Origin of the sequence: Priestia sp. YIM B13491 (assembly GCF_042787605.1) — a bacterium.
GTDB classification, from domain to species: domain Bacteria; phylum Bacillota; class Bacilli; order Bacillales; family Bacillaceae_H; genus Priestia; species Priestia megaterium_E.
In genome coordinates this window covers 689,019-715,855 of record NZ_JBHZOR010000002.1, presented here as the reverse complement: position 1 = coordinate 715,855, position 26,837 = coordinate 689,019, and the positions used below count along the sequence as shown (strand labels likewise).

At 39.4% G+C, this 26,837-nt stretch carries 25 protein-coding genes; 19 read left to right on the top strand and 6 right to left on the bottom strand.

Annotated elements, in window-relative coordinates; genetic code table 11:
• The first annotated feature begins 11 nt into the window (after positions 1–11).
• The gene (locus ACFX4E_RS09665) at positions 12–980 is read left to right on the top strand and encodes a tripartite tricarboxylate transporter substrate binding protein (RefSeq protein WP_025749762.1); all 969 of its coding nucleotides are present in this window, start codon (positions 12–14) and stop codon (positions 978–980) included.
• 38 nt (positions 981–1,018) lie between these two features.
• On the opposite strand, the gene ACFX4E_RS09660 is transcribed toward ACFX4E_RS09665, so the two are convergent.
• Both ACFX4E_RS09660 and ACFX4E_RS09655 read right to left on the bottom strand, forming a co-directional pair.
• On the bottom strand, positions 1,019–1,198 hold the full coding sequence (locus tag ACFX4E_RS09660) for a hypothetical protein (RefSeq protein WP_081731996.1): 180 nt from the start codon (positions 1,196–1,198) through the stop codon (positions 1,019–1,021).
• Between the two features lie 129 nt (positions 1,199–1,327).
• Entirely contained in the window at positions 1,328–2,200 is an 873-nt protein-coding gene (locus ACFX4E_RS09655; RefSeq protein ID WP_013055563.1) for a LysR family transcriptional regulator, read from the bottom strand.
• A 140-nt stretch (positions 2,201–2,340) separates the two neighbouring features.
• Here ACFX4E_RS09655 and ACFX4E_RS09650 point away from each other — a divergent pair, with 140 nt between their 5' ends.
• Entirely contained in the window at positions 2,341–3,459 is a 1,119-nt protein-coding gene (locus ACFX4E_RS09650) for an AbrB family transcriptional regulator (RefSeq protein ID WP_377237352.1), read from the top strand.
• A gap of 65 nt (positions 3,460–3,524) precedes the next feature.
• The gene (locus ACFX4E_RS09645) at positions 3,525–4,298 is read left to right on the top strand and encodes a class I SAM-dependent methyltransferase (RefSeq protein WP_028407588.1); all 774 of its coding nucleotides are present in this window, start codon (positions 3,525–3,527) and stop codon (positions 4,296–4,298) included.
• Between the two features lie 38 nt (positions 4,299–4,336).
• On the opposite strand, the gene ACFX4E_RS09640 is transcribed toward ACFX4E_RS09645, so the two are convergent.
• Genes ACFX4E_RS09640 through ACFX4E_RS09630 form a run of 3 tightly spaced genes read right to left on the bottom strand, consistent with a single transcriptional unit; the run spans position 4,337 to position 7,279 of the window.
• Positions 4,337–5,182, bottom strand: a complete 846-nt coding sequence (locus ACFX4E_RS09640) for an ABC transporter permease (protein WP_013081885.1) — start codon at positions 5,180–5,182, stop codon at positions 4,337–4,339.
• Positions 5,175–6,380 carry a quaternary amine ABC transporter ATP-binding protein gene (locus tag ACFX4E_RS09635; RefSeq protein WP_028407589.1) on the bottom strand — a complete coding sequence of 402 codons (1,206 nt, stop codon included), beginning with the start codon at positions 6,378–6,380 and terminating at the stop codon, positions 5,175–5,177. Before ACFX4E_RS09635 ends, ACFX4E_RS09640 begins: the two co-directional genes overlap by 8 nt.
• Before the next feature lie 35 nt (positions 6,381–6,415).
• The gene (locus ACFX4E_RS09630; protein ID WP_028407590.1) at positions 6,416–7,279 is read right to left on the bottom strand and encodes a glycine betaine ABC transporter substrate-binding protein; all 864 of its coding nucleotides are present in this window, start codon (positions 7,277–7,279) and stop codon (positions 6,416–6,418) included.
• A gap of 594 nt (positions 7,280–7,873) precedes the next feature.
• Here ACFX4E_RS09630 and ACFX4E_RS09625 point away from each other — a divergent pair.
• From ACFX4E_RS09625 to ACFX4E_RS09560, 14 genes are all read left to right on the top strand, one after another.
• Complete coding sequence (locus ACFX4E_RS09625) at positions 7,874–8,461, top strand: TetR/AcrR family transcriptional regulator (RefSeq protein WP_080781636.1); 588 nt, start codon at positions 7,874–7,876, stop codon at positions 8,459–8,461.
• 135 nt (positions 8,462–8,596) lie between these two features.
• Positions 8,597–10,084: an aldehyde dehydrogenase family protein gene (locus ACFX4E_RS09620; protein WP_098333797.1), complete on the top strand. Its 1,488-nt coding sequence runs from the start codon at positions 8,597–8,599 to the stop codon at positions 10,082–10,084.
• Between the two features lie 25 nt (positions 10,085–10,109).
• The gene (locus tag ACFX4E_RS09615; protein WP_028407593.1) at positions 10,110–11,486 is read left to right on the top strand and encodes a putrescine aminotransferase; all 1,377 of its coding nucleotides are present in this window, start codon (positions 10,110–10,112) and stop codon (positions 11,484–11,486) included.
• A 122-nt stretch (positions 11,487–11,608) separates the two neighbouring features.
• On the top strand, positions 11,609–12,544 hold the full coding sequence (speB, locus tag ACFX4E_RS09610; RefSeq protein ID WP_028407594.1) for an agmatinase: 936 nt from the start codon (positions 11,609–11,611) through the stop codon (positions 12,542–12,544).
• Positions 12,545–12,864: 320 nt separating this feature from the next.
• The gene (locus tag ACFX4E_RS09605) at positions 12,865–14,244 is read left to right on the top strand and encodes an APC family permease (RefSeq protein ID WP_060744885.1); all 1,380 of its coding nucleotides are present in this window, start codon (positions 12,865–12,867) and stop codon (positions 14,242–14,244) included.
• A 116-nt stretch (positions 14,245–14,360) separates the two neighbouring features.
• Positions 14,361–15,017, top strand: a complete 657-nt coding sequence (locus tag ACFX4E_RS09600; RefSeq protein ID WP_208757603.1) for an HAD family hydrolase — start codon at positions 14,361–14,363, stop codon at positions 15,015–15,017.
• Positions 15,018–15,324: 307 nt separating this feature from the next.
• Entirely contained in the window at positions 15,325–16,710 is a 1,386-nt protein-coding gene (locus ACFX4E_RS09595) for an LLM class flavin-dependent oxidoreductase (RefSeq protein ID WP_272767603.1), read from the top strand.
• On the top strand, positions 16,707–17,888 hold the full coding sequence (locus ACFX4E_RS09590) for an acyl-CoA dehydrogenase family protein (protein ID WP_028407597.1): 1,182 nt from the start codon (positions 16,707–16,709) through the stop codon (positions 17,886–17,888). The genes ACFX4E_RS09595 and ACFX4E_RS09590 overlap by 4 nt, the downstream gene beginning before the upstream one ends.
• A gap of 107 nt (positions 17,889–17,995) precedes the next feature.
• Entirely contained in the window at positions 17,996–19,129 is a 1,134-nt protein-coding gene (ssuD, locus tag ACFX4E_RS09585) for an FMNH2-dependent alkanesulfonate monooxygenase (protein WP_098332447.1), read from the top strand.
• 15 nt (positions 19,130–19,144) lie between these two features.
• Entirely contained in the window at positions 19,145–20,335 is a 1,191-nt protein-coding gene (locus tag ACFX4E_RS09580) for an acyl-CoA dehydrogenase family protein (RefSeq protein ID WP_377258296.1), read from the top strand.
• Between the two features lie 342 nt (positions 20,336–20,677).
• Positions 20,678–21,622, top strand: coding sequence for an ABC transporter substrate-binding protein (locus ACFX4E_RS09575; RefSeq protein ID WP_028407600.1), 945 nt, complete (start codon positions 20,678–20,680; stop codon positions 21,620–21,622).
• A gap of 79 nt (positions 21,623–21,701) precedes the next feature.
• Positions 21,702–22,736, top strand: coding sequence for a FecCD family ABC transporter permease (locus tag ACFX4E_RS09570; RefSeq protein WP_028407601.1), 1,035 nt, complete (start codon positions 21,702–21,704; stop codon positions 22,734–22,736).
• A gap of 5 nt (positions 22,737–22,741) precedes the next feature.
• Positions 22,742–23,758 (top strand): FecCD family ABC transporter permease, encoded by a 1,017-nt coding sequence (locus ACFX4E_RS09565; protein ID WP_098248628.1) that lies wholly within the window; start codon positions 22,742–22,744, stop codon positions 23,756–23,758.
• 124 nt (positions 23,759–23,882) lie between these two features.
• Positions 23,883–24,047, top strand: a complete 165-nt coding sequence (locus tag ACFX4E_RS09560) for a hypothetical protein (RefSeq protein ID WP_165918632.1) — start codon at positions 23,883–23,885, stop codon at positions 24,045–24,047.
• A 34-nt stretch (positions 24,048–24,081) separates the two neighbouring features.
• On the opposite strand, the gene ACFX4E_RS09555 is transcribed toward ACFX4E_RS09560, so the two are convergent.
• Positions 24,082–25,083: a DUF3231 family protein gene (locus tag ACFX4E_RS09555; protein WP_377258294.1), complete on the bottom strand. Its 1,002-nt coding sequence runs from the start codon at positions 25,081–25,083 to the stop codon at positions 24,082–24,084.
• A 249-nt stretch (positions 25,084–25,332) separates the two neighbouring features.
• Between ACFX4E_RS09555 and nei the strand changes: the two genes are divergently transcribed.
• Together nei and ACFX4E_RS09545 are read left to right on the top strand one after the other, a co-directional pair.
• Positions 25,333–26,151, top strand: coding sequence for an endonuclease VIII (nei, locus tag ACFX4E_RS09550; RefSeq protein WP_098525493.1), 819 nt, complete (start codon positions 25,333–25,335; stop codon positions 26,149–26,151).
• A 104-nt stretch (positions 26,152–26,255) separates the two neighbouring features.
• A complete protein-coding gene (locus tag ACFX4E_RS09545; protein ID WP_377258291.1) occupies positions 26,256–26,633 on the top strand; it encodes an FAS1-like dehydratase domain-containing protein in 378 nt (125 codons plus the stop codon).
• Positions 26,634–26,837: the final 204 nt, after the last annotated feature.

The following is a 26,837-nucleotide window of genomic DNA, read 5'->3' as shown; positions in this document are numbered from 1 at the left end:
GGATGGTATATATGATCAAAAAGCTCATGATAGTGTTTATAAGTGTATTGCTTGTTAGCTGTTCTTCTCCCTCTAAAAAAGACCGTATTGATATGGGGGAAATTGAAATTGTGGCAGCCGGTGCAAAAGGCGGAGGAGCAGATGCAACAGTAAGAGCCATTCAACAAGTGCTAACGGAAAAGAAGATTGTGAAGGTACCCGTTTCTGTTAGTAATAAAATAGGCGGGCAAGGTGAAGAAGGATGGAAATATATTAAACAGAGAAAAGAAGGGAATATTGTTTCCGGAAATTCCAGTTTGCTGATTACAAATAATTTGCTAGGGCAAAGTCAATTAACCTATAAAGACTTTACTCCGCTCGCTATTTTAACATCTGAATGGGAGGTCATCGTAGTTCCTGCTAACTCTCCTATATATAATTTAAAACAGCTCATACGCACGTTAAATCAAAGTGAATCCAGCATGAAAGTAGGAATATCACCTCGCTTAGGAAACGACGATCATTTATCGTTCATGCAGCTGAATAAAAAAGCAGGCGTAGACTCTTCCAAGCTTGAGTTCTTCGTTTACAACAGCAGTCATAAAGTGATCGATGCGCTCGTTCATCATCAGCTAGATGTAGCACCTATGTCATTATCAGAAGTAAAAAAGCAGTATGAACAAGGGCAGGTAAGAATACTCGCCGTTTCTTCTCCCAGCAGGCTAGAAGAGTTAAAAGAGATCCCAACGTGGAAAGAAGCGGGAATTGACGTAACATTTAGCCATTGGAGAGGTCTAATGGGACCGCCTAATATGACCAAAGAGCAGGTAGCATATTGGAATAAGACAGTGTATGAAATGGTTCATACAAAAGAATGGGAACAGCTGCTTAAAGATAACGATTTAACCTCTTTTTATAAAAATAGCAGCGGTGCTAAAGTCTTTCTTGAACAGCAAAGCAAGCTGTATTCTGACTTAATGGGCGGAACAAATGACGAGTAGACATGATAAAGAAAAGGTTGAGGCATGACGAAATGAATCTAATCTAAAGATGAACAAATGGGATATATGAGCTGAACTGCTTTAGACACCGCAGTTGATTTCCGTGCAAGACTTCGCTTTCCGCGGGCGGGCGATGAGCCTCCTCGTCGCTTACGCTCCTGCGTGGTCTCACCTGTCCCGCTTTTCCCGCAGGAGTCTTCGTCTTGCCCTACAATCAACTGCTAGAAGGAACGAAACAGATGAAACCTATGTTTACTACAACAAAAAATGAACCACTAATCAAACATTTTGATTAATGGTTCATTTTTTCATTTCGGCTAAACTACGTTTGTTTCAACCTCTTTCTATCAGTGTACATCTTTTAAATCCAAGTTTTGAATGAACTCAATAAAAGCTTTTACGATGTTAATTTTTAATGAATCCTCATGATAAAACATCCATGTACTGCGCGTTAAAGGCTGCTGGTCTTTTGTTTTTAACGTGTATCTGTAAATCTCTGCTGCGTCATCAAGCAGCATACTCGGCAAAATCGCATAACCGAGTCCGTTTACAACCATCTTTTTGCATGTTTCTGCTTTATCCACTTCAATACTGACAAGGGGAGGCTGAGAGTAATTTTCAGCCCACCAGTTATCAACAGATGTTTTTAAAAAACGATCTTGGTGATAGTCAATTCGAGGTATATTGGGAAGGTTGTTTATGTCAACAGGCTGTGCAGACGCAATGCAAATCGTTTCTTTAAAAAGCAGCTCTTTCTGATCCTGCCAGTTATAATCACCTTTTACAAACGCAATATGAACATCGTGCTTATAAAGTAAGTGAGCCATGTCACTGCTCCATCCGGTGGTGACTTTGAATTCAACGTCAGGAAATCGCTCTTTAAATAACCGTAATAGTCCAGGTAGCTTGTAGTCAGTGAAAAAGTTAGACACTCCTAGACGTAAAGTACCGGTTAATTGATCATCCATGTTTAACACATTTTCTTTTATTTTTTGAAGCGTGAGCAGCATTTCTTCTGCGCACTTCACTAAATATTCCCCCTGCGGTGTAAATTGAACGCCGCGGCGTCCTCTGTTCACAATCTGAACATGAAATTCCTTCTCCATCTGCTGCAGTCTATGCGTAAGCGCAGGCTGAGAGATAAACAGCTCCTTGGCTGCTTTTGTAATGTTTTTTTCTCGATACAACACTTGTAGAATAAGCCAATCTCGATCGTCCATACTACCCCTCCAGGAATAAAAAAAATGAATGGTTTATAATAAAATTTCGATATTTTAATTATCTCTAAAATTATACTATAGTTAAGAAGAAGAATGTTCGGTGTAAGAAAGAAAAGCCTTGTAGAAGGAAGGAAGTAGATATGAACGCAAGAATTATTTTTTTACAATCTATATTTTTTATTTTATTAACAAGCGTCGGAGGATTTCTTTTATCGTTAACAGGTTTATCCATTGGCTGGATGCTTGGGACCCTCATTTTAGCTGCTATTCTAGCTTTCCGAAAGCCGCGTTTTTTATCTCAAACAAGCAAAAAAGGTATTCCAAAATATTGGCTGTACGCAGGACAGTGTATTTTAGGGATTGAATTAGGTCAAAAGATTAACTTGTCTGTATTAACTACGTTTCAATCTCACTGGTCCACCATTACGATCATGCTTTTGCTGTCCGTTGTTTTTTCTCTTTTATCCGGTTATTTGCTATGGAAGTTCAGTTCCACAGACTTATTAACAAGCTTTTTCGGCACGACTCCTGGAGGAATGAGCGCAATGCCAGGCATGGCTGAAGAGGTAGGGGCTAATACGGCAGTTGTAAGCATCATTCAAACAATGCGCGTGTTTTTAGTTGTGCTTGCTGTTCCTTTATTTGTGGTCTATTGGGGAAGTAATACAGGTCGGCATGCAGTGGCAGCTACTCTAAGTATTTTTGGGTGGGAATCACTGCTATGGACAGGCGTTTTAATCGTTACAGCAGTAGTAGGCTATTATATAGGAAAAAAACTAAAATTTCCTGCTCCTTGGTTAGTAGGGGGAATGCTTACTGTTGCGATTGTTCAAACAGCTGCTTCATCGTACGCGGGCTATAATCTTCAAGCATACTGGCCTCATTCTGTGATGATTTTATCGCAAATTTTTATCGCGTCAAGCATTGGTTCTCGCTTTCATAAAGAAATGTTTATCGGCGTAAAAAAAATTATAGTTGTTGCGCTTATTAATACAATCGGCTTAATTGCTGCTATGTTTGTTTGTGCACTACTCGTCTCCAAAATAACTGGAATCGGGCTTATTACGTCTATTTTAGCGTTTGCTCCTGGAGGCATTGCAGAAATGGCGACTACATCAATTGTACTGCAAGCTGATTCGACGTTGGTAGTAGCCGTCCAAGTACTTCGAATTTTAACCATTTGGCTGCTTCTTCCTCCGCTGTTTCGCATGTTTCATCAATGGGGAGAAAGAAAAAGAATACATTCACACGTTTCCTAATAAATATGTGAATGCACTAGGCAAAGTAACAGAGAGTTTTAAAGAGGAAAATGGGGGGAGAATAGATGAGTAATAAAGAAATGGTGGTCAGTCAGTTCGGGGGGAATGCTGGAAAGTACGTCAAAAGTAAAGGTCATGCGAAAGGCAAAGATTTAGCTGTTTTAGCGGAAATTGCTGAAGAAAATAGAGGAGGAAAGCTGCTTGATGTAGCAACAGGAGGAGGACACGTGGCAAATAAGCTAGCACCTGTTTTTCAAGAAGTAACGGCTTTTGACTTAACTCCTCAAATGCTGCAAAGTGCTGAAGGCTTTATTAAAGAAAATGGTCATGAAAATGTATCGTTTGTTCAAGGAGATGCTGAAGATATGCCATTTCAAGATGACGAGTTTGATACGGTAACGTGCAGAATTGCACCTCACCATTTTCCTAATATTAAACAGTTCATCAAAGAGGTATACCGAGTGTTAAAGCCAGGCGGACAGTTCTTGCTCATTGATAATGTAGCACCGGAAGTGAATGCTTATGACGAGTTTTATAATCGAGTTGAAAAGACAAGAGATCCAAGCCATTATCGTGCTTATAAAAAAACAGAGTGGCTTTCTATGCTTGAAATGCAAGGGTTCCGTACAGAAGTGCTGACAACTTTTCCAAAGCGCTTTTTATTTGATGACTGGTGCGGGATGATGAATGTTCCGGAAGAGACAAAGCATGAGCTTACTCAATATATGCTGAATATACCAAGGGGATTTAAGCAGTTTTTTGACATCAAAACGAATCAACAAAGAATTGAATCGTTTCAAGGGGAAGCAATCTTTGTAGCGTGTTACAAAAATAAATAAAAAGAAGCCAACTCACCGGAGTTGGCTTCTTTTTTTACTTATGCTCGTTGGTTTGAACGATTTCCAAAATATTGCGTAATACGATCTAAAATAATCGCTAAAATAACGATTGAAATTCCAGCTTCAAAGCCCGTGCCGACTTCAAGTCGAGAAACTGCACGGTATACTTCCGCACCAAGTCCCGGAGCACCTACAAGAGAGGCAATAACAACCATTGAAAGAGATAGCATGATGCTTTGGTTAATTCCGGCCATGATGGTTTTTGTAGCTAATGGAAGCTGTACTTTAAATAATTTTTGTTTTGTTGTTGAACCGTAGGCATTTGCTGCTTCTACTAAGTCAGCGGGTACTTCGCGAATACCTAGGTTCGTTAAGCGAATCGTCGGAGGCATTGCAAAGATAACAGATGAGATAACACCTGGCACTACACCGATTCCAAAAAAGAAAAGTGCTGGAATCAAATAAACAAATGCGGGCATTGTTTGCATAAAGTCTAAGATTGGCGTAATAATTCGAGCCGTCTTTTCGCTTTGAGATGCCCAGATGCCAAGCGGAATTCCTACTATAATCGAAATCAGTACGCTTGTTAAAACGAGGGCTAGTGTGTCCATGGTTTCTTGCCAGTAGCCAAGATTAAGAATAAATAACAGGCCAATCATTGATAAAATAGTAAATGACCATTTTTTACTTGAAAACCAAGCAATGATTCCGACAATTAAGATTAAAATTAATGCTGGTGGAAAAGTTAACACTAGTACAATAAAACTTACAATACCATCGACAATAGCTGAAATAACATCAAAAAAACCTTTGATATTATCATTTAAAAACGTGACAAAATGGTCAATCCAATTGCCAACGGGAATTTTAGGAATACTATTCATTTACGTTCACCTCATTACTATCAGTACCGGCGAGTGCTTCAATCACTCGTTCTTTTTTAATGATGCCGCGCAGACGATGGTTTTCATCTACAACCGGTAGCGGAAAGCGGCTGATAACCATTTTGTCGTACAAGTTTTCTAGTAGCGTATCTGTTGTAACAGTTGGAATATCCGTATCTAATACGTCTGCTGTCAGTTTATCTTGTTTAATGGCACGGCTAATATCATCTGCAGTTACAACTCCTAAAAGAGTTTTTTTCTTGTCTACGACGTAGATGCTTGAATAACCAGCTTCTTGCATGATTTTAAGAGCCACGCGCGGACCTCGGTCTACGGTAATAGATTCGGCACGGTTCATCACGCTTTCAGCTGTGTATACTTTAGCTACATTAACGTCTTCCACAAAGCGCTCAACATAATCATTGGCAGGGTTTGTCATAATTTCTTCAGGTGTTCCTACCTGAACAACACTGCCGTCTTTCATTAAAACGATGCGATCTCCGATTCGAAGAGCTTCATCAAGATCATGGGTAATAAAAATGATTGTACGTTCCATTTTTTCTTGAAGCTCCAGTAAGAAATCTTGCATGTCTTTACGAATAAGCGGATCTAGTGCACTGAATGCTTCATCCATTAATAAAATATCAGGGTCATTGGCAAGTGCTCGGGCCAGCCCGACGCGCTGCTGCATACCGCCGCTCAGTTCACCAGGGTATTGATTTTCGTACCCTTTCAAACCTACTAATTCAAGCGCTTCTTTTGCTTTCTTTTCACGTTCGGCTTTTGGTGTACCTTGAACTTCTAGTCCGTATTCTGTGTTATCAAGAACCGTACGGTGAGGGAATAGGGCAAAGTTTTGAAAAACCATGCTCATTTTTTTTCGGCGCATGTCGCGGAGTTCATCTTTGTTCATTTTTACTACATCGTCACCGTCCAAAATAAGGGATCCAGATGTTGGTTCAACAAGGCGATTAAACATACGAACTAAAGTGGATTTACCACTTCCAGACAGGCCCATAATAACGAAGATTTCACCGGATTTGATTTCGAAGTTTGCTTGATTAACCCCTATTGTCATTCCTGTTTCTTCTAGAATTTCTTTTTTTGTTTTTCCTTTTTGAAGTAAATCAATCGCTTTTGACGGATTCTTACCAAACACTTTGGTTATATTTTGTACTTTTAATTTTACGTGTTCCATATGTCCACCTCAATTGTTGTTTTCTTTTACGTCCATTAATCTTTTGTCCAACTGTCAACTAGCTTTTTATGCTTTTTTACCCATTCTTGCGCTGCTTCTTCAGGATTCGAAGATTTTTCAACTTGTGATAGAAGAGGACTGATTAATTTATCATTCATCTGTGCATTATTCATCCATTTTATGACTTGAGGATTTGTCTTTTTAAATTCCTTGCTTGTCATTGTGTAAATGTTGTCAGGGTCTCCAAACGAATTTTTAGGATCTTTTAAGTATTTGATATCAAAGTCTGCAAAAGCCCAGTGAGGATTCCACATAGTAACAACAATTGGTTTTTTGGCATCATAGGCTTTGCGCAGTTCACTGAGCATAGCTGCCTCAGACGATTTTACAAGCGTATAGCTTTTAAGGTTATAATCTTTTAACGCCTGTTCGGCTAATCCATTAATACTGGAGCCTGGGTCAATTCCAATTACTTTGTTATCGACATCAGAAGCAACCTTAGCAAGGTCTTCCGTTGTGTTCACATCTTTCATATAGGCGGGAACTGCGAATCCTAAGCGCGCGTTTTTAAGCCAAGGGTCTTCGATGTTTACTTGATCTTTATACTTTTTGTAAAAAGGCGCATCTGTTGTAGGCAGCCATGGTGCAAACGAAATATCAATGTCGTCATTGGCCGTTCCTACCCAAACACCGGCTTTCTCTAAGAAAACAGTTCTAACCTTATAACCTCGATCTTCTAAAATCTGTTTCCATACGTATGTGTAGGCGATGTTTTCAGTATAGTTATTCATGCCGATGGTAATGGTTTTTTTATCTTTAAATGCGCCATTACCGTTGCCGCAAGCCGAAGTAATAACTAGAAGAAAACAAATCATACTGATTAACAATAGTTTCTTCATGCAATGTAACTCCTTTATAAAGTTTTAAATCAATCTGACTGATATGTAGAACGGATGCTAAACACAACGAAGTGTATACCCGGTTTTTTTAGGTAGTAAACATAGAAAATATAAAATGTGAAATAGAGTGGGTGATTTTTCGGCGTTATAAAGTTATTTTTAACTAAAAATGTACATTGTAGTTAAGAGAAATTATGGGAAATAAATGGATAAAATAAGTGACTGTAGAATCAGTTTTACATGTTACCACTCTTTTTTTTACTCCGTCAACTTTAAGTGAAGAGTAATTAGGTCATAAAGCTTTATAAATAAACGCAGAAAAGTATCTTTCTAATAAAGATACTTTTTCAGAAGAATAGTTGCTTGAAGAGCGTTATATCAGCTTTTATTTTGGATTGTCAAAAGAAGAGAAATAACAGTGAGACATATAAAAAAAGCGAGGGTAAAATGATAAAATAAAAAAATATTTTTGAAGTCGGTATACGGCCGATTTTTAATTAAATTTAAAGATTCAGAAAATTTTATCTTGCGTAATTTTGGTTGCTTGTAGTAAAATGAATGAAAGTCATTCATTTTATAGGTGGAGGGAAAGAGTTGGTTACAAGCACAAGTGAAAAATACGATAAAATCTTACAGGCAGCGATTGAAGTTATATCTGAAAAGGGGCTTGATAAAACGTCAATTTCAGACATTGTAAAGCGTGCAGGCGTAGCTCAAGGAACTTTTTATCTTTATTTCAGATCCAAAAATGCCCTTGTTCCTGCTATTGCAGAAAACTTACTTTCTTTGTCGCTTGAAAAAATTAAAGAAAGAGCTAAAACAGCAACAAATTTTTTAAGTACATTAGAGGTAATGATTGACGAAACGTATAAAACAACAGATGAATATAGAGATGTTCTTGTTTTATGCTATTCAGGGCTCGCTTTTGACTATTCATTAGAAACATGGGAAGCTATTTACTTACCTTATTACAACTGGTTTGAAGAGGTATTAAACGAGGCTGTTAGAAAGGAAGAAGTCATTAAGCAGCTTAACGTTAAATGGACAGCTAAAACGATGATCAATTTGATTGAAAATGCTGCGGAACTTTTTTATATCGGGCGAGAGCAAGATGTCACACTTGAACAATCGAAGGAAGAACTTTTTCAATTCTTAAAGCGTTCTCTTGTGCCATCCGTGTAATATTAGCGCTGCTGATATTACACCTATCAAAATGACTGACATTCATTCAAAATATACAATTAATTATCAGAATTATAAGTTTTTTAAAGTTTAAAATGACTGACAATCAGTCGTTATTTAATAAGGAGGTATCTTATGGATCGTACAGCCGTTAAAACGTTAACTTTAAATATGTACATAAACGGAGAGTGGAAAAAAGCAGAGAAGCAGCGTCCTACTGTTAATCCAGCGACAGGTGAAGTAATTGGATATGCTGCAGAAGGCAGCGCAGAAGATATGAAAGCAGCAATTAAAGCTGCACGGGAAGCCTTTGACAGCGGAATTTGGTCTGAGACTTCTGCATCTGAAAGAGCAGCTATCTTATTTAAAATTGCCGATAAGCTTGAAGAAGCGAAAGAGGAATTAGCAGCGCTAGAAACAATGGATAACGGAAAGCCCTATCGCGAAGCTGAGGCTGATGTGGAAGATGCAGCTGCTTGTTTTAGATATTACGCTGGATTAATTACAAAGCCAGACGGTCAAACGTACAGTGTTCCTGCACCTATGCAAGCAATGGTTATAAAAGAACCAATTGGAGTGTGCGGATTGATTGTACCTTGGAATTATCCGCTGTTGATGAGCGTGTGGAAAATTGCACCTGCTTTAGCTGCAGGAAATACGATTGTATTTAAACCTTCTGAAGTGACACCGGTTACTCCTACAAAACTTTTTGAGATCTTAGAAAGCGTAGGATTGCCAAAAGGAGTAGCAAACCTTGTTATGGGAGCCGGAGATACTGTAGGAAATACGCTTATTCAAGATAAGCGTGTTGATAAGATTTCCTTTACAGGCGGAACGGTAACTGGAAAACACATTATGCGTCAAGCAGCAGAGAATGTAACGAAAGTCTCTTTAGAACTTGGAGGAAAGTCACCGAACATTATATTTGCTGACGCTGATTTTGAAACAGCTGTAGATTATGCCTTATTCGGAATTTTTGCAGGTAGCGGCCAAATTTGCGCTGCAGGTTCTCGTATTTTAGTAGAAGAAAGCATCGCTGAGAGATTTATCGAACGTTTTGCAGAGCGTGCTCAAAAAATTAAAGTAGGAAATGGAATGGAACAAGAGATTGAAATGGGCCCTCTTGTAAGTGAAGAACATATGGAAAAAGTATTAAAGTACGTCGAAATTGGAAAGCAAGAAGGCGCTCACCTTGTATGCGGAGGCAATCGAATCACCAGCAGTGGATTGGAAAAAGGATTCTTTGTAGAACCTACGGTTTTTAGTAACGTTACGTCAAATATGAAAATTGTGCAAGATGAAATCTTTGGTCCGGTTGTTGTTATTCAAACGTTCAAAGATGAAAAAGAAGCTATTAAGCTTGCAAATGATACGGAATACGGTTTAGCAGGCAGTGTGTTTACAACCGACGGCGCAAAAGCTCTTCGAGTGATTAAAAAGCTGCGTGCGGGCATCACTTGGGTAAACACGTATCATTTTACATTTAACGAAGCGCCTTGGGGCGGATATAAGCAGAGCGGAATTGGCCGAGGACTGGGCACGTTTGGATTGGAAGAATTTCAAGAAGTAAAACAAATTAATATTAATTTACAAGTAGAGCCAATCGGCTGGTTTAAAAATTAAAAAGTAGAGAAGGAGCGATATTAAAATGAATACAGTGACGAAAAATCAAGAAGTAAACAAAGCATATGGTGAAGTAAACGAATATATCAACAAAGTGCTGGGGCTTATTGAAAAAAGCGAAGTGTCAGCTGAAGAAGCACAGTGGATTACGAAAGAAACAGTAGACGGATTTCGTGAGCATGTCAACCCAGGCTTTTTAGAATATCGCAAAACAGTAACGGTGGATACGCAGTTCGCAGCTGTTGAATGGTCAGATGAAGGCTCTTGTTTTACGGATGTAAACGGTAAAAAATACATTGATTGTTTGGGCGGATTTGGAATTTATAACGTGGGGCACCGCCATCCTAAAGTAGTCAAAGCTGTTCAAGATCAGCTTCAGCGTCAAGCGCTCCATAGCCAAGACTTATTAGATCCACTTCGTGCGATGCTTGCGAAAATTTTAGCAGATATTACACCGGGGGATTTGAAGTATTCCTTTTTCACAAACAGCGGAACAGAAAGTGTAGAAGCCGCTTTAAAATTAGCGAAAATGTATAGTGATCGAACAACGTTTATTTCCACAACACGTTCTTTTCATGGAAAAAGTCTAGGTTCTTTATCAGGTACGGCAAAAGGAATGTTCCGTAAACCATTTCTGCCGTTAATTCCAGGTTTCCGTCACGTACCGTTTGGTGATATTGACATGATGCGCAAAACATTTGAAACGTGCGCGCTTGTAGGGGAAGATGTGGCAGCTGTTTTATTAGAACCAATTCAAGGAGAAGGCGGCATTATTCTTCCTCCTGAAAATTATTTAAAAGAAGTGCGTGCACTATGTGATGAGTACGATGCTATCTTAATTTTTGATGAAGTTCAAACAGGTATGGGACGTACCGGTGAAATGTTTGCATCAGAACTATACGATGTTGTACCCGATATTTTATGTCTTGCTAAAGCGTTTGGAGGAGGGGTTATGCCTGCTGGGGCAGTCGTAGCAAAAGAAAAAGTGTTCTCAAGCTTCTTTGATAATCCTTTTATGCACACAACAACGTTTGGAGGCAACCCGCTTGCCTGCGCAGCCGCTATTGCAACCATTAACGTGTTGATTGAAGAACAGCTGCCAAACCGTGCGAAAGAGCTGGGAGAATATTTCCTTGCTGGTTTAAAGAAAGCAGCTGAAAAACATGGAGATAAAGTACTTGAAATCAGAGGGCAAGGTTTAATGATTGGAATTGAGTTTCACCAAGATGAAATTGGCTACGCGCTTTCTAAAGGTATGTTTGATGAAGGGATTCTAGTAGCCGGCACGCTTGTAAACTCTAAAACAATTCGTATTGAGCCACCGTTGACTATTTCAGCGGAAGAAGTAGATCAAGTCATTTCTACATTTGAAAAAGTATTAAATGAGCTGAACCACCAATAAATGTAACAAGGAGCAACGAATATGAGTCGGCAAACGTTTCTTATTCCCGTATTGCTTTCAATGATTTTAGTAGTGGAAATGCCTAGCGACTAACTGAAATCATTGAAACGGAGGAATAAATTATGAAATATCCATTGTCCCCAGATGTCAAACCAGAATTTTGTACAACGGGCTCATTTATGAGGCTGCCAGCGGAAAGAGAAAATGCAAAAGTAGGGCTAGTAGGGATGCCGTTTGATACGGCAGCATCTTTCAGAGTAGGTGCGCGCTTTGCCCCTCAGGCAATTCGGCAATCTTCCATGACGCTGTTTCCTTATCACCCGGTACACGACGTATATCCATTCGATGATACAAATGCTATCGATATTGGTGATGTGCCCGTTATTCCACATAATATTCACAGAAGCTATGAATTAATGGAAGAAGCGGTAGGCACTCTTATGGATAGAGGAATTGTTCCAATTGGAATTGGAGGAGATCATTCGATTACCTTAGCAAGCCTTCGTGCTGCTGCTAAAAGATATGGTCCAGTGGCTATGATTCATTTTGATTCTCATACAGACACGTGGGATACGTATTACGAGGAAAAATATTGGCACGGATCTCCTTTTATACGCGCATATGAAGAAGGGCTAGTAGATCCAAAGAAGGTCTTTCAAATTGGTATCAGAGGAACATTAAACCACCCGGGAGATGTTCAAGAAAGCAAAGACCTCGGTTATCATGTAGTAACGGCAGGGGAGCTTGAACATCAAGGATTTTCAGTGGTTTTAGAGCAAATGAAGACAGCGATTGGAGATACGCCGTGCTTTTTAACGTTTGATATTGATTTTGTTGATCCTTCTTGCGCACCAGGAACAGGAACGCTTGAAGTAGGCGGATTCAGCAGCAGAGAAACGCTGCAAATGATTCGTTCTCTGACGGAATTTAACTATGTTGGATTTGACCTGGTGGAAGTGCTGCCTTCTTATGATCCAACTCAGATAACCTCGTTGCTTGCAGCTACAATCATTCATGATTTTGCTAGTTTAGTTGCAGTGAAAACGAAAAGAAAGTGATTGAATACTACGATTGAATAACGGCTTGTAAGCAGAAATCCCTCTTATTCAGAGGGTATTTCTGCGTTGATATAGCAGGAGATTAGGAACATATAGCTATTTAAAATAAAGCGCTTTCATAATATGATAAAAGAAAAAGATAGTTTGTTAGCAACCCTTACCAACTTAAAGAAATAAATCATATATTTGCTATAGTAAATGTAACAACTCTTTATATAAAAATGAATGAAAGTCATTCATTTTTATATAAAGAAATTAAATACAGGCATTTATGGATTTGATTGTCAGAATGTTCTTAATAAATAGAAGGGGGAAGATAAATGAAACATGAAACAGTAACATTAAAAAGGTCGTTGAAATTATGGCAGATTGTATTAATGGGGATCGGATATATGACTCCGATGGTAGTGTTTGATACGTTTGGGATTGCGTCTGATATGACGAATGGACACGTTCCCACGTCTTATATCATAGCCCTTGTCGGGATGCTTCTCACGGCAGTAAGCTACAAAAAGATGATTCAAGTGTTTCCAAATGCAGGGTCAGCTTATACATATACGCAAAAGACAATCAATCCACATTTAGGGTTCTTAGTTGGCTGGTCTGCATTAATGGATTATCTCTTTTTACCGATGGTTAACGCACTTATTTTTCAAATTTATTTATCATCTATTTTTCCTTCGGTACCATCGTGGATTTGGGTTGTCAGCTTCGTCATTATCGTTACGCTGCTAAATCTACGAAGCGTTAATTTCACCGCCAATTTCAATACGTTTCTTGTTGTATTTCAAATGACGATTTTAGTATTGTTTGTTGCTGTTTCAATCAAAGCCTTGCTAGGCGGAATGGGGGAAGGTGCTCTTTTTTCTATGAAGCCTTTCTTTAATCAGAACATGACCTCATCAGGGCTAATAGCGGGAGCCACACTTATGTGTTTTTCCTATTTAGGATTTGATGCAGTGGCTATGTTATCAGAAGAAACGCCTAATCCTAAAAAAACGATTCCGCAAGCTATTTTTTTAGTTGCGTTAATCGGAGGAGTCATGTTTACCGTGACATCTTATTTTATTCAAGCGGTTTTTCCAACGTTAGAAGGATTCAAGCATCCAGACGCTGCGGCTCCTGAAATTGCTATGTATGTGAGCGGTACGCTGTTTCAAATTGTCTTTTTAGCTGGAGGAATTGCAGGAACATTATCATCAGGCATGTCATCGCATGCAAGCGTTTCACGTTTATTATACGTAATGGGACGCGATCGAATTTTACCTCAGTCATTTTTTGGTTATGTTCATCCTAAGCTGCGCACCCCTTCGCGAAATATTGTATTAGTCGGAGTTGTATCAGCAAGTGCTATTTTCTTCAGTCTAGCAACAGCTACGTCATTTATTAATTTTGGAGCACTCATTGCGTTTTCTTTTGTTAATATTTCGGTTATTGCGCACTATGCTGTTCATCAAAAGCAGCACCGGTCGGCTAAGGGATTTTGGTCATACATTGTTATGCCACTGTTAGGAGCAGCAGCGATTGGCGTTTTATGGCTTAACTTGGAGCGCAACTCCTTTTTACTTGGTATTGGCTGGGCTATTGCCGGTTTAGTTTATTTAGTGTATGCAACGAAAGGTTTTAGAAGGCAGCTGTCTTCCATTGAGTTTAAGGAAACAGAGGAAATGTCACCTTTGATGAAAGTCGGAGAAAAGTAAGGATAGAAACTACCTGTTTAAGCCTATCTTATTAAGGAAGCCACATTTATGGATTACGTATTTTGAACGTGTTACTATGTAAGAACGATAAGATAGAAAAAGGTAGGTAAATTATGATTAAAGCAGTTGTGTTTGATTTTGATGGATTAATTATTGATACAGAATCAGTGTGGTATGAGGTATACCGCGAAATGTTAGAAGACAGGGGAGTAGATCTACCGATTGCAACGTTTGCTTCTTATGTGGGAACGGATGCTACGGCACTTTACGATTACTTGCTTCAGCAGTTTAACAATGAGTTCACAAAAGAGGAACTAGCTCAAGAATCGTTAAGACGTCATCAAGAAAAAATGAAATCATTAGTAGCCCGAGAAGGTGTAGCGGAGTACTTGGCAGAAGCAAAAGAACTTGGATTAAAAATTGGTTTAGCAAGCAGCTCATATCGAGACTGGGTAACAGCATTTTTAAAAGAGCTAGATTTGCTGCACTATTTTGAAGTCATTCAAACGCGCGATGATGTAGAAAAAGTGAAGCCAGATCCGGCTCTTTACCGAAATGTAATTGAAAAGCTAGGAGTAGAGCCCTCTGAAGCTTTGGCATTTGAAGATTCTTCTAATGGAGCGAAAGCTGCTATGGCAGCAGGCTTGCGCTGTGTGATTGTACCAAATCCGTTAACTAAACATCTGTCATTCGAAAGATATCACTTACACATCGAATCGATGAAAGAGAAAAGTTTAAAAGAAGTGATTCAGTATCTTTGTATTGAAGACTAACGCTAAAAGCGCCACATTTTTCAAAAGAAAATGTGGCGCTTTTTTTATTGTTTTACTGCTTCCTCAGTCAAATAAAAAGGGTTATCTACAGGGGTATAGACGCTGTTGTAGTGTTTTTTTAGCTGTTGCAATAATAAGTCAATAACCTTTAAAGAAATCCTAATTCAGCATTAGTAATAGCTTCATTTATGTTTCATTATAAAGAGAGAAGTTTCGTTGACACCCTGGAAGAATATGTTTTAAGATTACTTCCAAACAGATTTAATTCTTAGTTAATTTATGTATTTAATTAGTTTTGGAGGTTTCTATGGGGAAACATATTTATTTAAATGCGTTTGATATGAATTGTGTTGTACATCAGACACCTGGTTTGTGGACGTACCCAAGTGATCAGGCGGCCGAATATAAAACGTTAGATTACTGGGTGAAGTTAGCTAAGCTATTGGAAAAAGGAAAGTTTGACGGTTTGTTTTTAGCCGATGTGTTAGGTATTTATGACGTTTATAGGAAAAGTAATGAAGGAGCACTTAAACAAGCTGCTCAGCTTCCAGTGAATGAACCAACTGCACTTATTTCCGCTATGGCATATGCAACAAAGCATTTAGGGTTTGGGGTAACGGTCTCTACTACTTATGAGAAGCCTTATGCGTTTGCGCGAAAATTTTCGACGTTGGATCATTTAACAAATGGACGTATTGCATGGAATATTGTGACTTCATATCTTGAAAGCGGGTCAATTAATCTAGGATTAGAAGAACATTTTACGCATGAAACCCGCTATGATATTGCCGACGAATTTTTAGAAGTTTGCTATAAATTATGGGAAGGAAGTTGGGAGGAAAGAGCTGTTGTAAGAGATAAAGAAAAAGGGATCTTTACACTTCCAGACCGGGTTCATCCGATTAATCATAAAGGGAAGTGGTTTAGTGTTCCGGGTGTACATTTATCAGAACCTTCCCCGCAGCGAACTCCAGTTTTATTTCAAGCAGGAGCTTCTGCCCCAGGAAGAGCATTTGCCGCCAAACATGCTGAGTGTATCTTTACAAGTTTTCCTACCAAAAAAGTAGCTGCAGATTATGTGAAAAAAATGCGCGCTCAAATCGCCGCAGAAGGCAGAGACCCACAGAGCGTATTAATTTTTAATTTATTTACACCAATTGTTGGACGAACTGAAAAAGAGGCTGAGAAGAAGCTTGTTCAGTTTGAGAGCTATGTCAATTTCGAAGGAGCAGCTACGCTGTTTAGCGGCTGGACGGGAATCGATGTTTCTGCCTATGAACCAGAACAGCTCATTGAATTTATTGCGACGAATTCAGTTCGTTCCGCTTTAGAGAAATTTACAATAAGTGATCCCGATAGAAAGTGGACGGTAGAAGAGGTAGTGAAATTTGTCAGTATCGGAGGAATGGGACCTGTTACTGTGGGAAGTCCGGAACAAGTAGCTGATTTTATGGAAGAGTGGATAGACGATACAGGCATGGATGGATTTAATATGGCTTATGTGACCACGCCGGGAACGTTTGCTGATTTTATTGATTTAGTGATTCCTGTTTTGCAGGAAAGAGATTTATTCAAAACAGATTACAGTGAAGGAACTTATAGAGAAAAGCTATTTAAAAAATCACATTTCTTGCCTGATGAACACTATGGCGCTCAGTATCGAAAGACGAGCCAAAGGGAGAGTTTAACATGACTGCAACAACTGTAAAGGAAGAAATTTATCTTGATCAAGCAAAAAAGCTGTCCGTTTCTTTTGCAAAGGATGCAGCACAAAGAGATAAAGAAGGCGGAACACCTAAACAGCAAAAAGATGCTATTCGCCAAAGCGGGCTATTAAATTTATTAATTCCTCAAAAATATGGCGGAGAAGGCGGGAAATGGTCAACGGCTTTAGCTATTGTTCGAGAGTTGGCGAAAGGCGATGCAGCATTGGGTCACTTATATGGCTATCACTCCTTGTTTGTCTCAGATATTCGAATCAAAGGCACAGAAGAACAGCAGGCCTATTTTTATCCTTTATCTGTTCAGCAGCAAGCTTTTTGGGGGAATGCCTCTAATCCTTTAGTAGAAAGCCTAAAAGGTGACAAGCAATCACAAGGTTATCTATTAAATGGAACGAAAGCGTTCGGTTCTGGTTCACCGGATTCTCAGTACTTATGGTTATCATTTAATGACAGAGAAACGGGGCAATATTTAAACGGAGTCGTGCCTACTGACAGAACAGGCATTACCGTCAAAGATGATTGGAATGCGATGGGACAAAGACAGACGGGAAGTGGAAATGTAGATTTTAAAAATGTACGAATAGAAGAACATGAAGTGATTCAAGATTTTGTTGAAAACCCTACTTCTTTTTCAACTATTGGAGCCTCGCTGTCGCAAATTATTTTAACGAATGTCTTTATAGGAAGCGCCTTTGGAGCAATTGAAGAAGCACAAAACTATACGGCTTCTAAAACAAGGCCTTGGTTAACATCAGGAGTAGAAAAAGCTTCGGATGATCCAGGTATACTGCGGAAATACGGTGAACTCTGGATTCAAGCGAAAGCAGCCAGTGCACTTGCAGATGAAGCAGCTCTCATATTGGATGAAGCGTGGGAAAAAGGCAGAAAATTAACGGAAGAAGAACGTGGAAACCTAGCAGTTCACGTAGCGGCTGCCAATGTTTTTGCTGGTAATGCTGCACTGGATATCACAAGTAAGATATTTGAAGTTATGGGAGCGCGTTCGGTTCATGCTGAATACGGATACGATCGATTCTGGCGTAATGTAAGAACTCATACTCTTCATAATCCAGCTGAATACAAGCTTCGAACGGTTGGGAACTGGGTGTTAAATCAGCAGTATCCTACACCTAATCCGTATGCTTGATTTAAAAATAGTAAAAAATGAAGCTATCAGACAACTGAGGCTCCTTATTGCAGTTTATTTGTAATAACGGAGTTTTTTTATGTAGCTTTAAAAAGGGGCGAATACAAGTGGAGTTATTTTGGTTTATTCCAACGTATGGAGATGGACGTTATTTAGGAAGCCATGAAGGAGCCAGGGCTGCAAGCTATTCTTATTGCAAACAAGTTGCACAAGCTGCGGATGAGCTAGGATATAGCGGGGTTTTGCTTCCAACGGGAAAATCATGTGAAGACGCGTGGATTGCTGCATCTACTTTAGTGCCAGTCACTGAAAATCTGAAGTTTTTAGTAGCGGTACGCCCGGGTTTAATGTCGCCTACACAAGCCGCAAGAATGGCTGCAACATTTGACCGCTTTTCGAAAGGAAGGCTCCTTATTAATGTCGTAGCAGGAGGAGATCCCGTTGAGTTAGAAGGAGACGGAGTGTTTTTAAACCATCACGATCGCTATGAGCTGACAGATGAATTTTTAACGATATGGAGAAGGGTATTAAATGAATCCGATGTTCACTTTGACGGAGACTACTTGAGTGTTAAAGGTGGCAACGTACTTTATCCGCCAGTCCAAAAACCGTATCCTCCCCTTTATTTTGGAGGTTCTTCTCCTGTAGCGATGGACGTTGCCTCAAGGCATATAGACGTCTATTTGACTTGGGGAGAGCCTCCTGCACAAGTAAAAGAAAAAATTGAACGCATGAAAGAAAAAGCAAAGCAGACAGGAAGAGAAATTCGATTTGGCATCAGGCTTCATGTCATTGTTCGTGAAACTGAAGAAGAAGCCTGGAAAGCTGCAGATGAACTGATTCAACATGTAGATGGAGAAGCTGTTAAATCAGCCCAAAAAGTATTTTCTCGAATGGATTCAGAAGGTCAAAAACGTATGAGCGCCTTGCATCAAGGTGACCGTTCAAACTTAGAAGTAAGCCCTAATCTATGGGCCGGTGTAGGGTTAGTTCGAGGAGGAGCAGGGACTGCTTTAGTAGGAGATGCTGATACGGTGGCACAACGAATCAAAGAATATGCAGAGTTAGGTATCGAAACATTTATTTTATCTGGATATCCCCATTTAGAAGAAGCATATCGAACAGCAGAGCTTTTGTTTCCAAGGCTTCCAGTTAAGCGTAAGCACGATGAGAACGAGCGCACATTTATCAGTCCATTTGGTGAAGTGAAAGTGAATGATAAAGCACCCGCTAAAAGGTGAGAAAGGAGGGTAATCATGAACAACACCCAAACGATTGCAGCGTCTCAAGAGAAGATCCTCGAATTGGCTAACCAGTTGGCTAAAGAGTTTTCCAAAACTGCTGCAAAAAGAGATAGAGAAGGTGGAACGCCTCTACATGAGCGTAATCTGCTTAGAAAAAGCGGTCTTTTAGCTCTCCCGATTCCTAAGGAATACGGGGGTTATGGAGCCAGCTGGCCGATTGTTTTTAAAGTCGTGAATATCATTGCGAAAGCAGATAGTTCACTTGCCCACTTGTTGGGGTATCATTATTTGACGGTTTGTTCGACGTTTCTATTTGGAAGTATTGAGCAGTACAAAACTTTTTACAAAGAAACAGCAGCTCACCAGCTATTTTGGGGCAATGCCTTTAACCCTAGAGATTCAGGACTAAAAGCAGTCCGAGAAAATGGGCGATTAATGCTTAGCGGAAGCAAGAGTTTTTGTTCCGGGGCAACCGATTCAGACCGTTTGTTAGTATCGGCTCAAGAAGAAGGAAGCGGTGAGGTATTGCTATGTGTACTTCCTACTCATAGAGCCGGAATCGTTACTGAAGATAATTGGGATGGATTTGGCCAGCGCCAAACGGATAGCGGAAGTGTAAAGTTTGAAGATGTTATCGTTTATGAAGAAGAAATGTTGCGTAAAGCAGCTGAAGAGCAAAAGGTTTTTCCTACGGTACGAACGCATTTGGCTCAGCTTATGCTCACTCACTTATTGTACGGTATTGCTCAAGGCGCTTTGGAAGAATCAAAAGTTTACGTGAAGGCTCATACAAAGCCGTGGATAAGTTCAGACGTTGAAGCAGCAGAGCAAGATCCGTACATTATTCAGCAATACGGTGAAATGAGTTTAAACCTTCATGCTTGTTCAGCACTTATAGAAAAAGCTGTTGCAGAATTTGATCATGCATGGAAAAAAGAAGATGCGCTAACGAAACAGCAGCGGGGCGAGTCTGGAGTTGCGATTGCGTTGGCCAAAACATTTACTGTCAAAACGGCCTTACATATTACCTCTACTATATTTGATGGGATGGGAGCGAGAGCCACGTCTGATCAGTATAAATTTGATCGATACTGGCGCAACGCCCGGACAATTAGCTTACACGATCCTATTGCTTATAAGCTGCGTGACATAGGGAAATGGTGTCTTAGCAGTGAACTGCCGCCTATTACACCATATTCATAGAAAGTCTGCTAAAAAGAGGCTGGGAGAAAAATAATTTAGTTGAAGGAAGATCCGGACGATGAATCGTTCGGTTTTTTTATGGTGATGGTGAACGTAGGTTTCATATACTGAGTTTCTTCTAGCCGTGTCTTAAGCAGTTCAGCTCATATATCCCATTTGTTCGTCTTTAGATTGGAATGATGTAGCTATATCTCAATCTCTTTTTTGTAGAATAGATATAATTTTTTTAATTAAAAAATAACGAATCAGCTTGTTTAAATAGATAAAACTGATATAATGATAACGATTATCAGTTTCAAGAGTCGATTATCTACATAAAGATACAAGCAGGAGGAATGACATTTGAATAAGAAAAAAATAGGACTGCTGGCTTTTATTACAATGCTGGCAATCGGAATGCTTATCGGCTGCAGCAACACGAATAAGGAAAATTCAGCTGATGAAAAAAGTGAAAAAACAAGAGTGGTCAAGCATGAGCTTGGAGAGACAAAGGTAAAAGAGAATCCAAAGCGAGTAGTCGTATTAGAGTTAGGCTTTATTGATGCATTGTTAGATGCTGGTATCAAACCTGTAGGAGTAGCTGATGATGATAAAGCAGAACAGCTTATTGATAAAGATGTACTAAAAGAAATCAAAGGATACAAATCAGTTGGCACGCGAGCGCAGCCAAGCTTGGAATCGATTAAACTGCTGAAGCCAGATTTGATTATCGCTGATTCAGAACGTCATAAAAATGTATACAAAGAATTATCGAAAATTGCGCCAACGATTGAGTTGAAAAACTTAAATGCTAATTACGATGATTTATTAAATACAGAGTTAAAAGTAGGAGAAGCGGTTGGGAAGAAAGCAAAAGTTGAAAAAGTGGTAGAAGAGCATAAGCAAAAAATGAAGGATTTAAAAGAAAAAGCACCAAAAAATCCGGGCAATGTACTTGTTATCGCTGATGCAAATGGTAATATTAATGCTAGAACTTCAAATTTCTTTACAACGGGTGTTCTTGAGCAATTAGGCTTCAAAAATGCATTAACAGATCCTACAAAAGAGTACAGTGTAAAAATGACAATGGAACAGCTTGTAAAAGCAGATCCTGACAAACTCATTGTTATGCGAAATGAAAAAGGTCATACGCCTTTAGCAAAACAGCCATTATGGAAAGAGCTAAAAGCGGTTAAAAATAATCAAGTGTATGAAGTTGATGTATTTAAATGGTCTCTTCGCCGAAGTGTACAAGGTGCAAATGGTATTGCAGATGAAGCAGAAAAGTTATTATTTGAAGGCAAATAATAACGAAGAAAAGAACAATCCAGTGGGGTTGTTTTTTTCTTTTTAGTGAACTTTCAAATGAAAGGAGGCGCAGTCTACTATGAAAGCTGTTCATGGTTTATCCAAAAGAAACAAATCTCCGCTTCGTATAATAGCTATTTTTCTTGCGGTTATTATTCTTTTACTGATTTCAATGTTTTTATCTATTTCCATCGGTTCTATACATATTTCTTTTGGAACGATTAAGCAAGCTATACTAAATTTTGATGGATCAAAAGAACAGTCTATTATTCAAACTGTCCGCCTGCCTCGCTTACTGGTAACGGCATTTGTTGGCGCTAATTTGGCTGTCGCTGGAGCGTTGATGCAAGCATTAACTAGAAATCCATTAGCTTCTCCTGGTATTTTTGGTATTAATGCCGGCGCATCAGCGGCAATGGTATTTTTAACGGTTTTAGTGCCTGGTGTAAGCATGATTGGCGGGGTATTTGGTGCATTTTTAGGAGGCGCATTTGCTGCTGTTATTGTTTATGTCATGAGTTCGTTGATTAAAGGAGGCGACAGTGATGTAAAGCTTGCTTTAACAGGTGTTGCTATACAAGGTATGCTTATGTCTCTCACGCAAACGCTGCTGATTTTTAATGAAAGCAAAACAGAAGGCGTTATGTTCTGGCTCACCGGTTCAGTTATTGGGCGAGATTGGGGACATGTTCATGTATTGGTTCCTTTTAGCATCGTGGGCCTGCTTATTGCGTTTGGTCTGGGAAGAGCGTCTTCTTTATTGTCTTTAGGAGATGACGTAGCTAGAGGACTCGGGCAGCGAGTCTTTGCCATTAGAGCGTTCACTGCAGTTGTTGTGATTGTATTAGCAGGTGTTTCGGTGGCAATTGCGGGCCCCATTGGCTTTGTAGGGCTTGTTGTTCCTCATATGGTACGCTATTTAATAGGTGTAGATTACCGGGTCGTTTTGCCAATGAGCGCGCTGCTTGGTGCATCTTTATTGCTGTTAGCAGACGTATTATCACGATTTATTACATACCCGTATGAGACTCCTGTAGGTGCAGTAACAGCATTGCTCGGAACGCCGTACTTTATTTACTTAGCGAGACGCAAAAAAACAGAAAGGAAGGCATGAGTTATATGCAGACTGTCAATAAAACAAAAAAGCAGCCATCTCGATTCAAGTCTGTCGGCCTGTTTATCATTCTTTCTGTCTTAATTATAGCGCTGAGTGTGATAAGCCTTAGCTTAGGAGACATTAACATACCTCCTCTAGACATTATTACGTCTTTTATTGGTATTGGCGATCCTGACTTGACGTCCATTTTAGTAGAATTTCGTCTGCCTCGTATTTTGCTGGCTATTTTAACGGGAGTCGGCCTAGCTGTGTCCGGAGTCGTCGTACAGTCTATTATGAGAAATCCGCTCGCTAGTCCAGATACATTAGGTCTATCAAGCGGGTCAGGATTAGCAGCTGTTGCAGTCACTATTTTACTGCCTTTAGCAAGCCCATCTGTTTTATCCGTCGCTGCGTTTGCAGGAGGCTCGCTTGTCTTTGTCATCGTCTATTTGCTTGCTTATAAAAAAGGAGTAGAACCTATTCGATTTGCATTAATCGGTGTAGCAGTCAGCGCTTTTTGTTCATCCGGTATTCACTTGTTAATTTCAAAAGCAAATCCAAACGTAAATGCGGCACTGATTTGGCTGAGCGGCAGCTTATGGGGAAGAACATGGGATCAATTAATTGGTTTACTTCCCTGGATCGTTATATTAGTACCGCTGATTTGGCTGTTAGCTGCCCGGTTAGATTTAATTCATTTAGGTGATGAAGTGGCTCGAGGACTAGGGGCTAGAGTAGAGTTAATTCGTCTAGTATTGCTGGCAAGCGCAGTGGCAATGACGGCTGCGGTTGTATCGGTGGTTGGCACAATTGGCTTTGTAGGGCTTATTATTCCTCATGTGGCCAAACGGTTAGTGGGACCGAGACACAAAAAATTGATTCCTACAGCCGCTTTGCTTGGCGCTTTGTTTGTACTAGCAGCAGATTTAATTGGGAGAGGAATTGCTCCTCCGATTGAAATTCCGGCCGGATTAATCATTGGCATTATCGGCGCTCCGTATTTTCTTTATTTACTGTGGAGAGAATCTAAAAAATGAGGCTGTGACAAAAGTAGTGTAGTTAAAGTTAAACACGAACTATCCATCAAAAATGGATGAATAGTTCGTGTTTTTTTGTAATCATGGTGAACGTAGGTTTCATATATGCAGGTGCTTCTAGCTGTTGGTTGTAGAGCAAGGCGAAGACTCCTGCGGGAAAAGCGCAACAGGTGAGACCCCGCAGGAGCGCAAGCGACGAGGAGGCTCAGCAGGCGCCCGCGGAAAGCGAAGCCTTGCACGGAAATCAACAGCGGTGTCACAAGCAGTCCAACTCATTGCTCGTCTTTAGATTGGGTTCATTTCGTTATGCCCCAATCTCATTTTTATTCCAAATGAATTTTTGGGAATGGAATATGCGGAGGCTCTTCTAGCCATCCTTGCTCAATACTTATTCTTGATACTTCTTTGGCGTATTCCAAAATTTCATTCGTGAAGTTTGTATAGTTTAAAGCGAGATCTAAACGCGGGCTCGTTGACATCGCAAGCCCATATCCACGTACATTTTCAGTAATCATCGCAGCCAGGTGAAACATCATGAGTTTTTCTGAAAATGGAGGAACGGAAGACTTTTCTACTCCGTAATCCCACTTCATTGTGACCGGTATGTTTTCTACCATTAGCGGTTGTGACAGGGATTCAATGTGCTGCTGTACCTGCTCTCTACCCTTTAACAAAAAAGCTTGAATTTCCTGAGAAGGAGCTGTTTGAGCAAACCCTAAAATTAAATCCTTTGCAATTAAGTTCGTCTGTATGCTTGACACGATATGAGAAATTTCAATGACCGTTAACGGCCGCTTTTCATCAAAATAGCTCCCTAAGAAGAGCTCTTTGTCGTTCATATCAGATGCATCTGCAATAGGAATAGGAGGAAGCTCTATAAAAATTTGTTTTTCTAACAGCAAATCTGTAATCGTTTGGTTAAGCTTTTCCGCTTTTAGCAGTAAGCTGCGAAAAAAAGACCGTACATCATTCCTTGCGGCAACATCGACGCCCATAGTTGCTGATAGCAGAAGGACATTTGAAATATGCTTCAAATAAAGCAAATAAAAAGAATCCGAAAATAATTTTGGAGCTTCAGTATCAAGGTCTTCTTCTCCGAAACCGAGCGGGATTGGCATATTTTCTTTTAAAAAGATAGCAGTGAGCGCATCACTGTTTCTTGTTGTGATGTGCAGTGTACCTTGAATCGCTTTTTGAATATCTAAATCGTCTACATGACACAGAAAATGGTTAAGCATACAAGAAATTGCTTTATCGTTCATATATTGCTTCCAAATAACAGCCATCTCGGCAGCTGATAGTGGAGAAAATGATTGATTGTTCATAATAAACTCCTCATATATAGATAATTAACAAGTTTCTAAAAGGTTATCAACTAGTATAAGTCAAAGGAAGTAAGATAAACACTATAGAAAGTAAAAAAAGGTATCAACATTTTACTATAAGAGTAACCGTCATGCATAATTTAAAGGTTCTTTTAGGAAAAGAAGAGTTCAACCGATTCTTTCTTGCAAAGCAAAAATAAAACCGAAATAATAAATGAAGAAAGTCAGGAAAGAAAGGAGTTTCATTATATGCCAGAAGGTCCAGAAATTAGACGAGCAGCCGATGAAGTGGAAAAAGCGATTATCAGTCTTCCCGTTGGAGAGATATGGTTTGCTTTTCCCTCTTTACAGCATTACGAAGAAGTATTAACGGGTGCTCGTATTAAAAGGGTAGATACAAAAGGGAAGGCTATGCTTATTCGTTTCGACAACGGCTATACCATTTATTCACATAATCAGCTTTATGGAAAATGGTATGTACGTTCATCTTACAATTATCCATCTACAAACAGACAGCTGCGTCTTGCTATTCATAATGAAAAGAAATCAGCGCTGCTCTATAGCGCTTCTGATATTGAAGTATTGCGTGATGAAGAAGTTTCTGCTCATCCTTTTGTATCAAGAGTAGGTCCGGATATTTTAAGTGAAGAAGTAATGGCAGATGAGCTTTTAGATCGCTTCTACTCTAAGCCATTTTACCGCAGAAAATGGGCGTCGCTGCTGCTAGACCAAAGCTTTATAGCGGGGATTGGAAATTATTTGCGCAGTGAAATCCTATTTGTAGCGGGAATTAATCCTGCAGCTCGTCCGGTAGACTGCACGGAAGAACAGCTTAAAAAGGCAGCTGAAGCAACCATTTCTCTTGTCAAACAGTCCTATGAAACAGGTGGCATTACAAATGATGTAAAGCTTGCTGAAACGTTAAAAAAGAAAGGTCAAAAGCGCTCTGAATACCGCCACTGGGTTTTTAACCGTGAAGGAGAAGCTTGCCGAATTGACGGCACCCCTATCTTAAAAGTGCAAGCTGCTTCTAGAAGGCTTTATTACTGTCCTACTTGTCAAAAATAGCAGGATATATTTATTCTGCTATTTTTTCGATGTGAAAATGAATGACTGTTCATTTTTGTGATATAGTTAAAAAGTAAAGTCATAACCTTAAGGGGATGGATAAGATGGAATGTAAAGCAGGAGATACATTTACGTGGCAAAGAACGTTTCAAGAGGAAGAAATCATGCAGTTTGCGGAGATGACTGGAGACCGGGGCAAACATCATATAGAACGTGACGAAAAAGGGCGGCTAATGGTGCATGGACTTATGACTGCTAGTATTGGAACGAAAATAGGAGGAGACTTAAACTACATTGCAAGAGAAATGGTGAGTGAATTTCTTCGTCCAGTTTTTGCAGGAGATACAGTTACCTGTGAATGCATATTAACTGAAGTAGAAAAAGCAGATGGTTTTCAAAAAGTGAAAATCAAATCAGTGTATCGAAATCAACAAGGTAAAGAAGTACTGATAGGGAGAAGTAATGGAATTATTAGAGATTAAAATAAAAACGTTAACAAATAAGTATGAATGCTGTTAGAAAAGTCACGGATTCGTGACTTTTTTATTGTGCAATTTCCTTCTTTTGTTGGTTACCATTTAAATGTAAATATGGTAATTTAGTAAAGTTGGGTTTTGTAAATGGTAAAATTGTGTATTTACTAAGTACATAGATTCTTGTTTTTGGAAAAATATTTAAAAAGGAGT

Coding starts and splice junctions, on each gene's coding strand:
- ACFX4E_RS09630 (WP_028407590.1), bottom strand. CDS start 7,279: ATGAAGAAACTATTGTTAATCAGTATGATTTGTTTTCTTCTAGTTATT.
- ACFX4E_RS09565 (WP_098248628.1), top strand. CDS start 22,742: ATGCAGACTGTCAATAAAACAAAAAAGCAGCCATCTCGATTCAAGTCT.
- ACFX4E_RS09555 (WP_377258294.1), bottom strand. CDS start 25,083: ATGAACAATCAATCATTTTCTCCACTATCAGCTGCCGAGATGGCTGTT.
- ACFX4E_RS09645 (WP_028407588.1), top strand. CDS start 3,525: ATGAGTAATAAAGAAATGGTGGTCAGTCAGTTCGGGGGGAATGCTGGA.
- ACFX4E_RS09595 (WP_272767603.1), top strand. CDS start 15,325: ATGGGGAAACATATTTATTTAAATGCGTTTGATATGAATTGTGTTGTA.
- ACFX4E_RS09650 (WP_377237352.1), top strand. CDS start 2,341: ATGAACGCAAGAATTATTTTTTTACAATCTATATTTTTTATTTTATTA.
- ACFX4E_RS09615 (WP_028407593.1), top strand. CDS start 10,110: ATGAATACAGTGACGAAAAATCAAGAAGTAAACAAAGCATATGGTGAA.
- nei (WP_098525493.1), top strand. CDS start 25,333: ATGCCAGAAGGTCCAGAAATTAGACGAGCAGCCGATGAAGTGGAAAAA.
- ACFX4E_RS09580 (WP_377258296.1), top strand. CDS start 19,145: ATGAACAACACCCAAACGATTGCAGCGTCTCAAGAGAAGATCCTCGAA.
- speB (WP_028407594.1), top strand. CDS start 11,609: ATGAAATATCCATTGTCCCCAGATGTCAAACCAGAATTTTGTACAACG.
- ACFX4E_RS09545 (WP_377258291.1), top strand. CDS start 26,256: ATGGAATGTAAAGCAGGAGATACATTTACGTGGCAAAGAACGTTTCAA.
- ACFX4E_RS09640 (WP_013081885.1), bottom strand. CDS start 5,182: ATGAATAGTATTCCTAAAATTCCCGTTGGCAATTGGATTGACCATTTT.
- ACFX4E_RS09655 (WP_013055563.1), bottom strand. CDS start 2,200: ATGGACGATCGAGATTGGCTTATTCTACAAGTGTTGTATCGAGAAAAA.
- ACFX4E_RS09570 (WP_028407601.1), top strand. CDS start 21,702: ATGAAAGCTGTTCATGGTTTATCCAAAAGAAACAAATCTCCGCTTCGT.
- ACFX4E_RS09620 (WP_098333797.1), top strand. CDS start 8,597: ATGGATCGTACAGCCGTTAAAACGTTAACTTTAAATATGTACATAAAC.
- ACFX4E_RS09635 (WP_028407589.1), bottom strand. CDS start 6,380: ATGGAACACGTAAAATTAAAAGTACAAAATATAACCAAAGTGTTTGGT.
- ACFX4E_RS09665 (WP_025749762.1), top strand. CDS start 12: ATGATCAAAAAGCTCATGATAGTGTTTATAAGTGTATTGCTTGTTAGC.
- ACFX4E_RS09590 (WP_028407597.1), top strand. CDS start 16,707: ATGACTGCAACAACTGTAAAGGAAGAAATTTATCTTGATCAAGCAAAA.
- ACFX4E_RS09605 (WP_060744885.1), top strand. CDS start 12,865: ATGAAACATGAAACAGTAACATTAAAAAGGTCGTTGAAATTATGGCAG.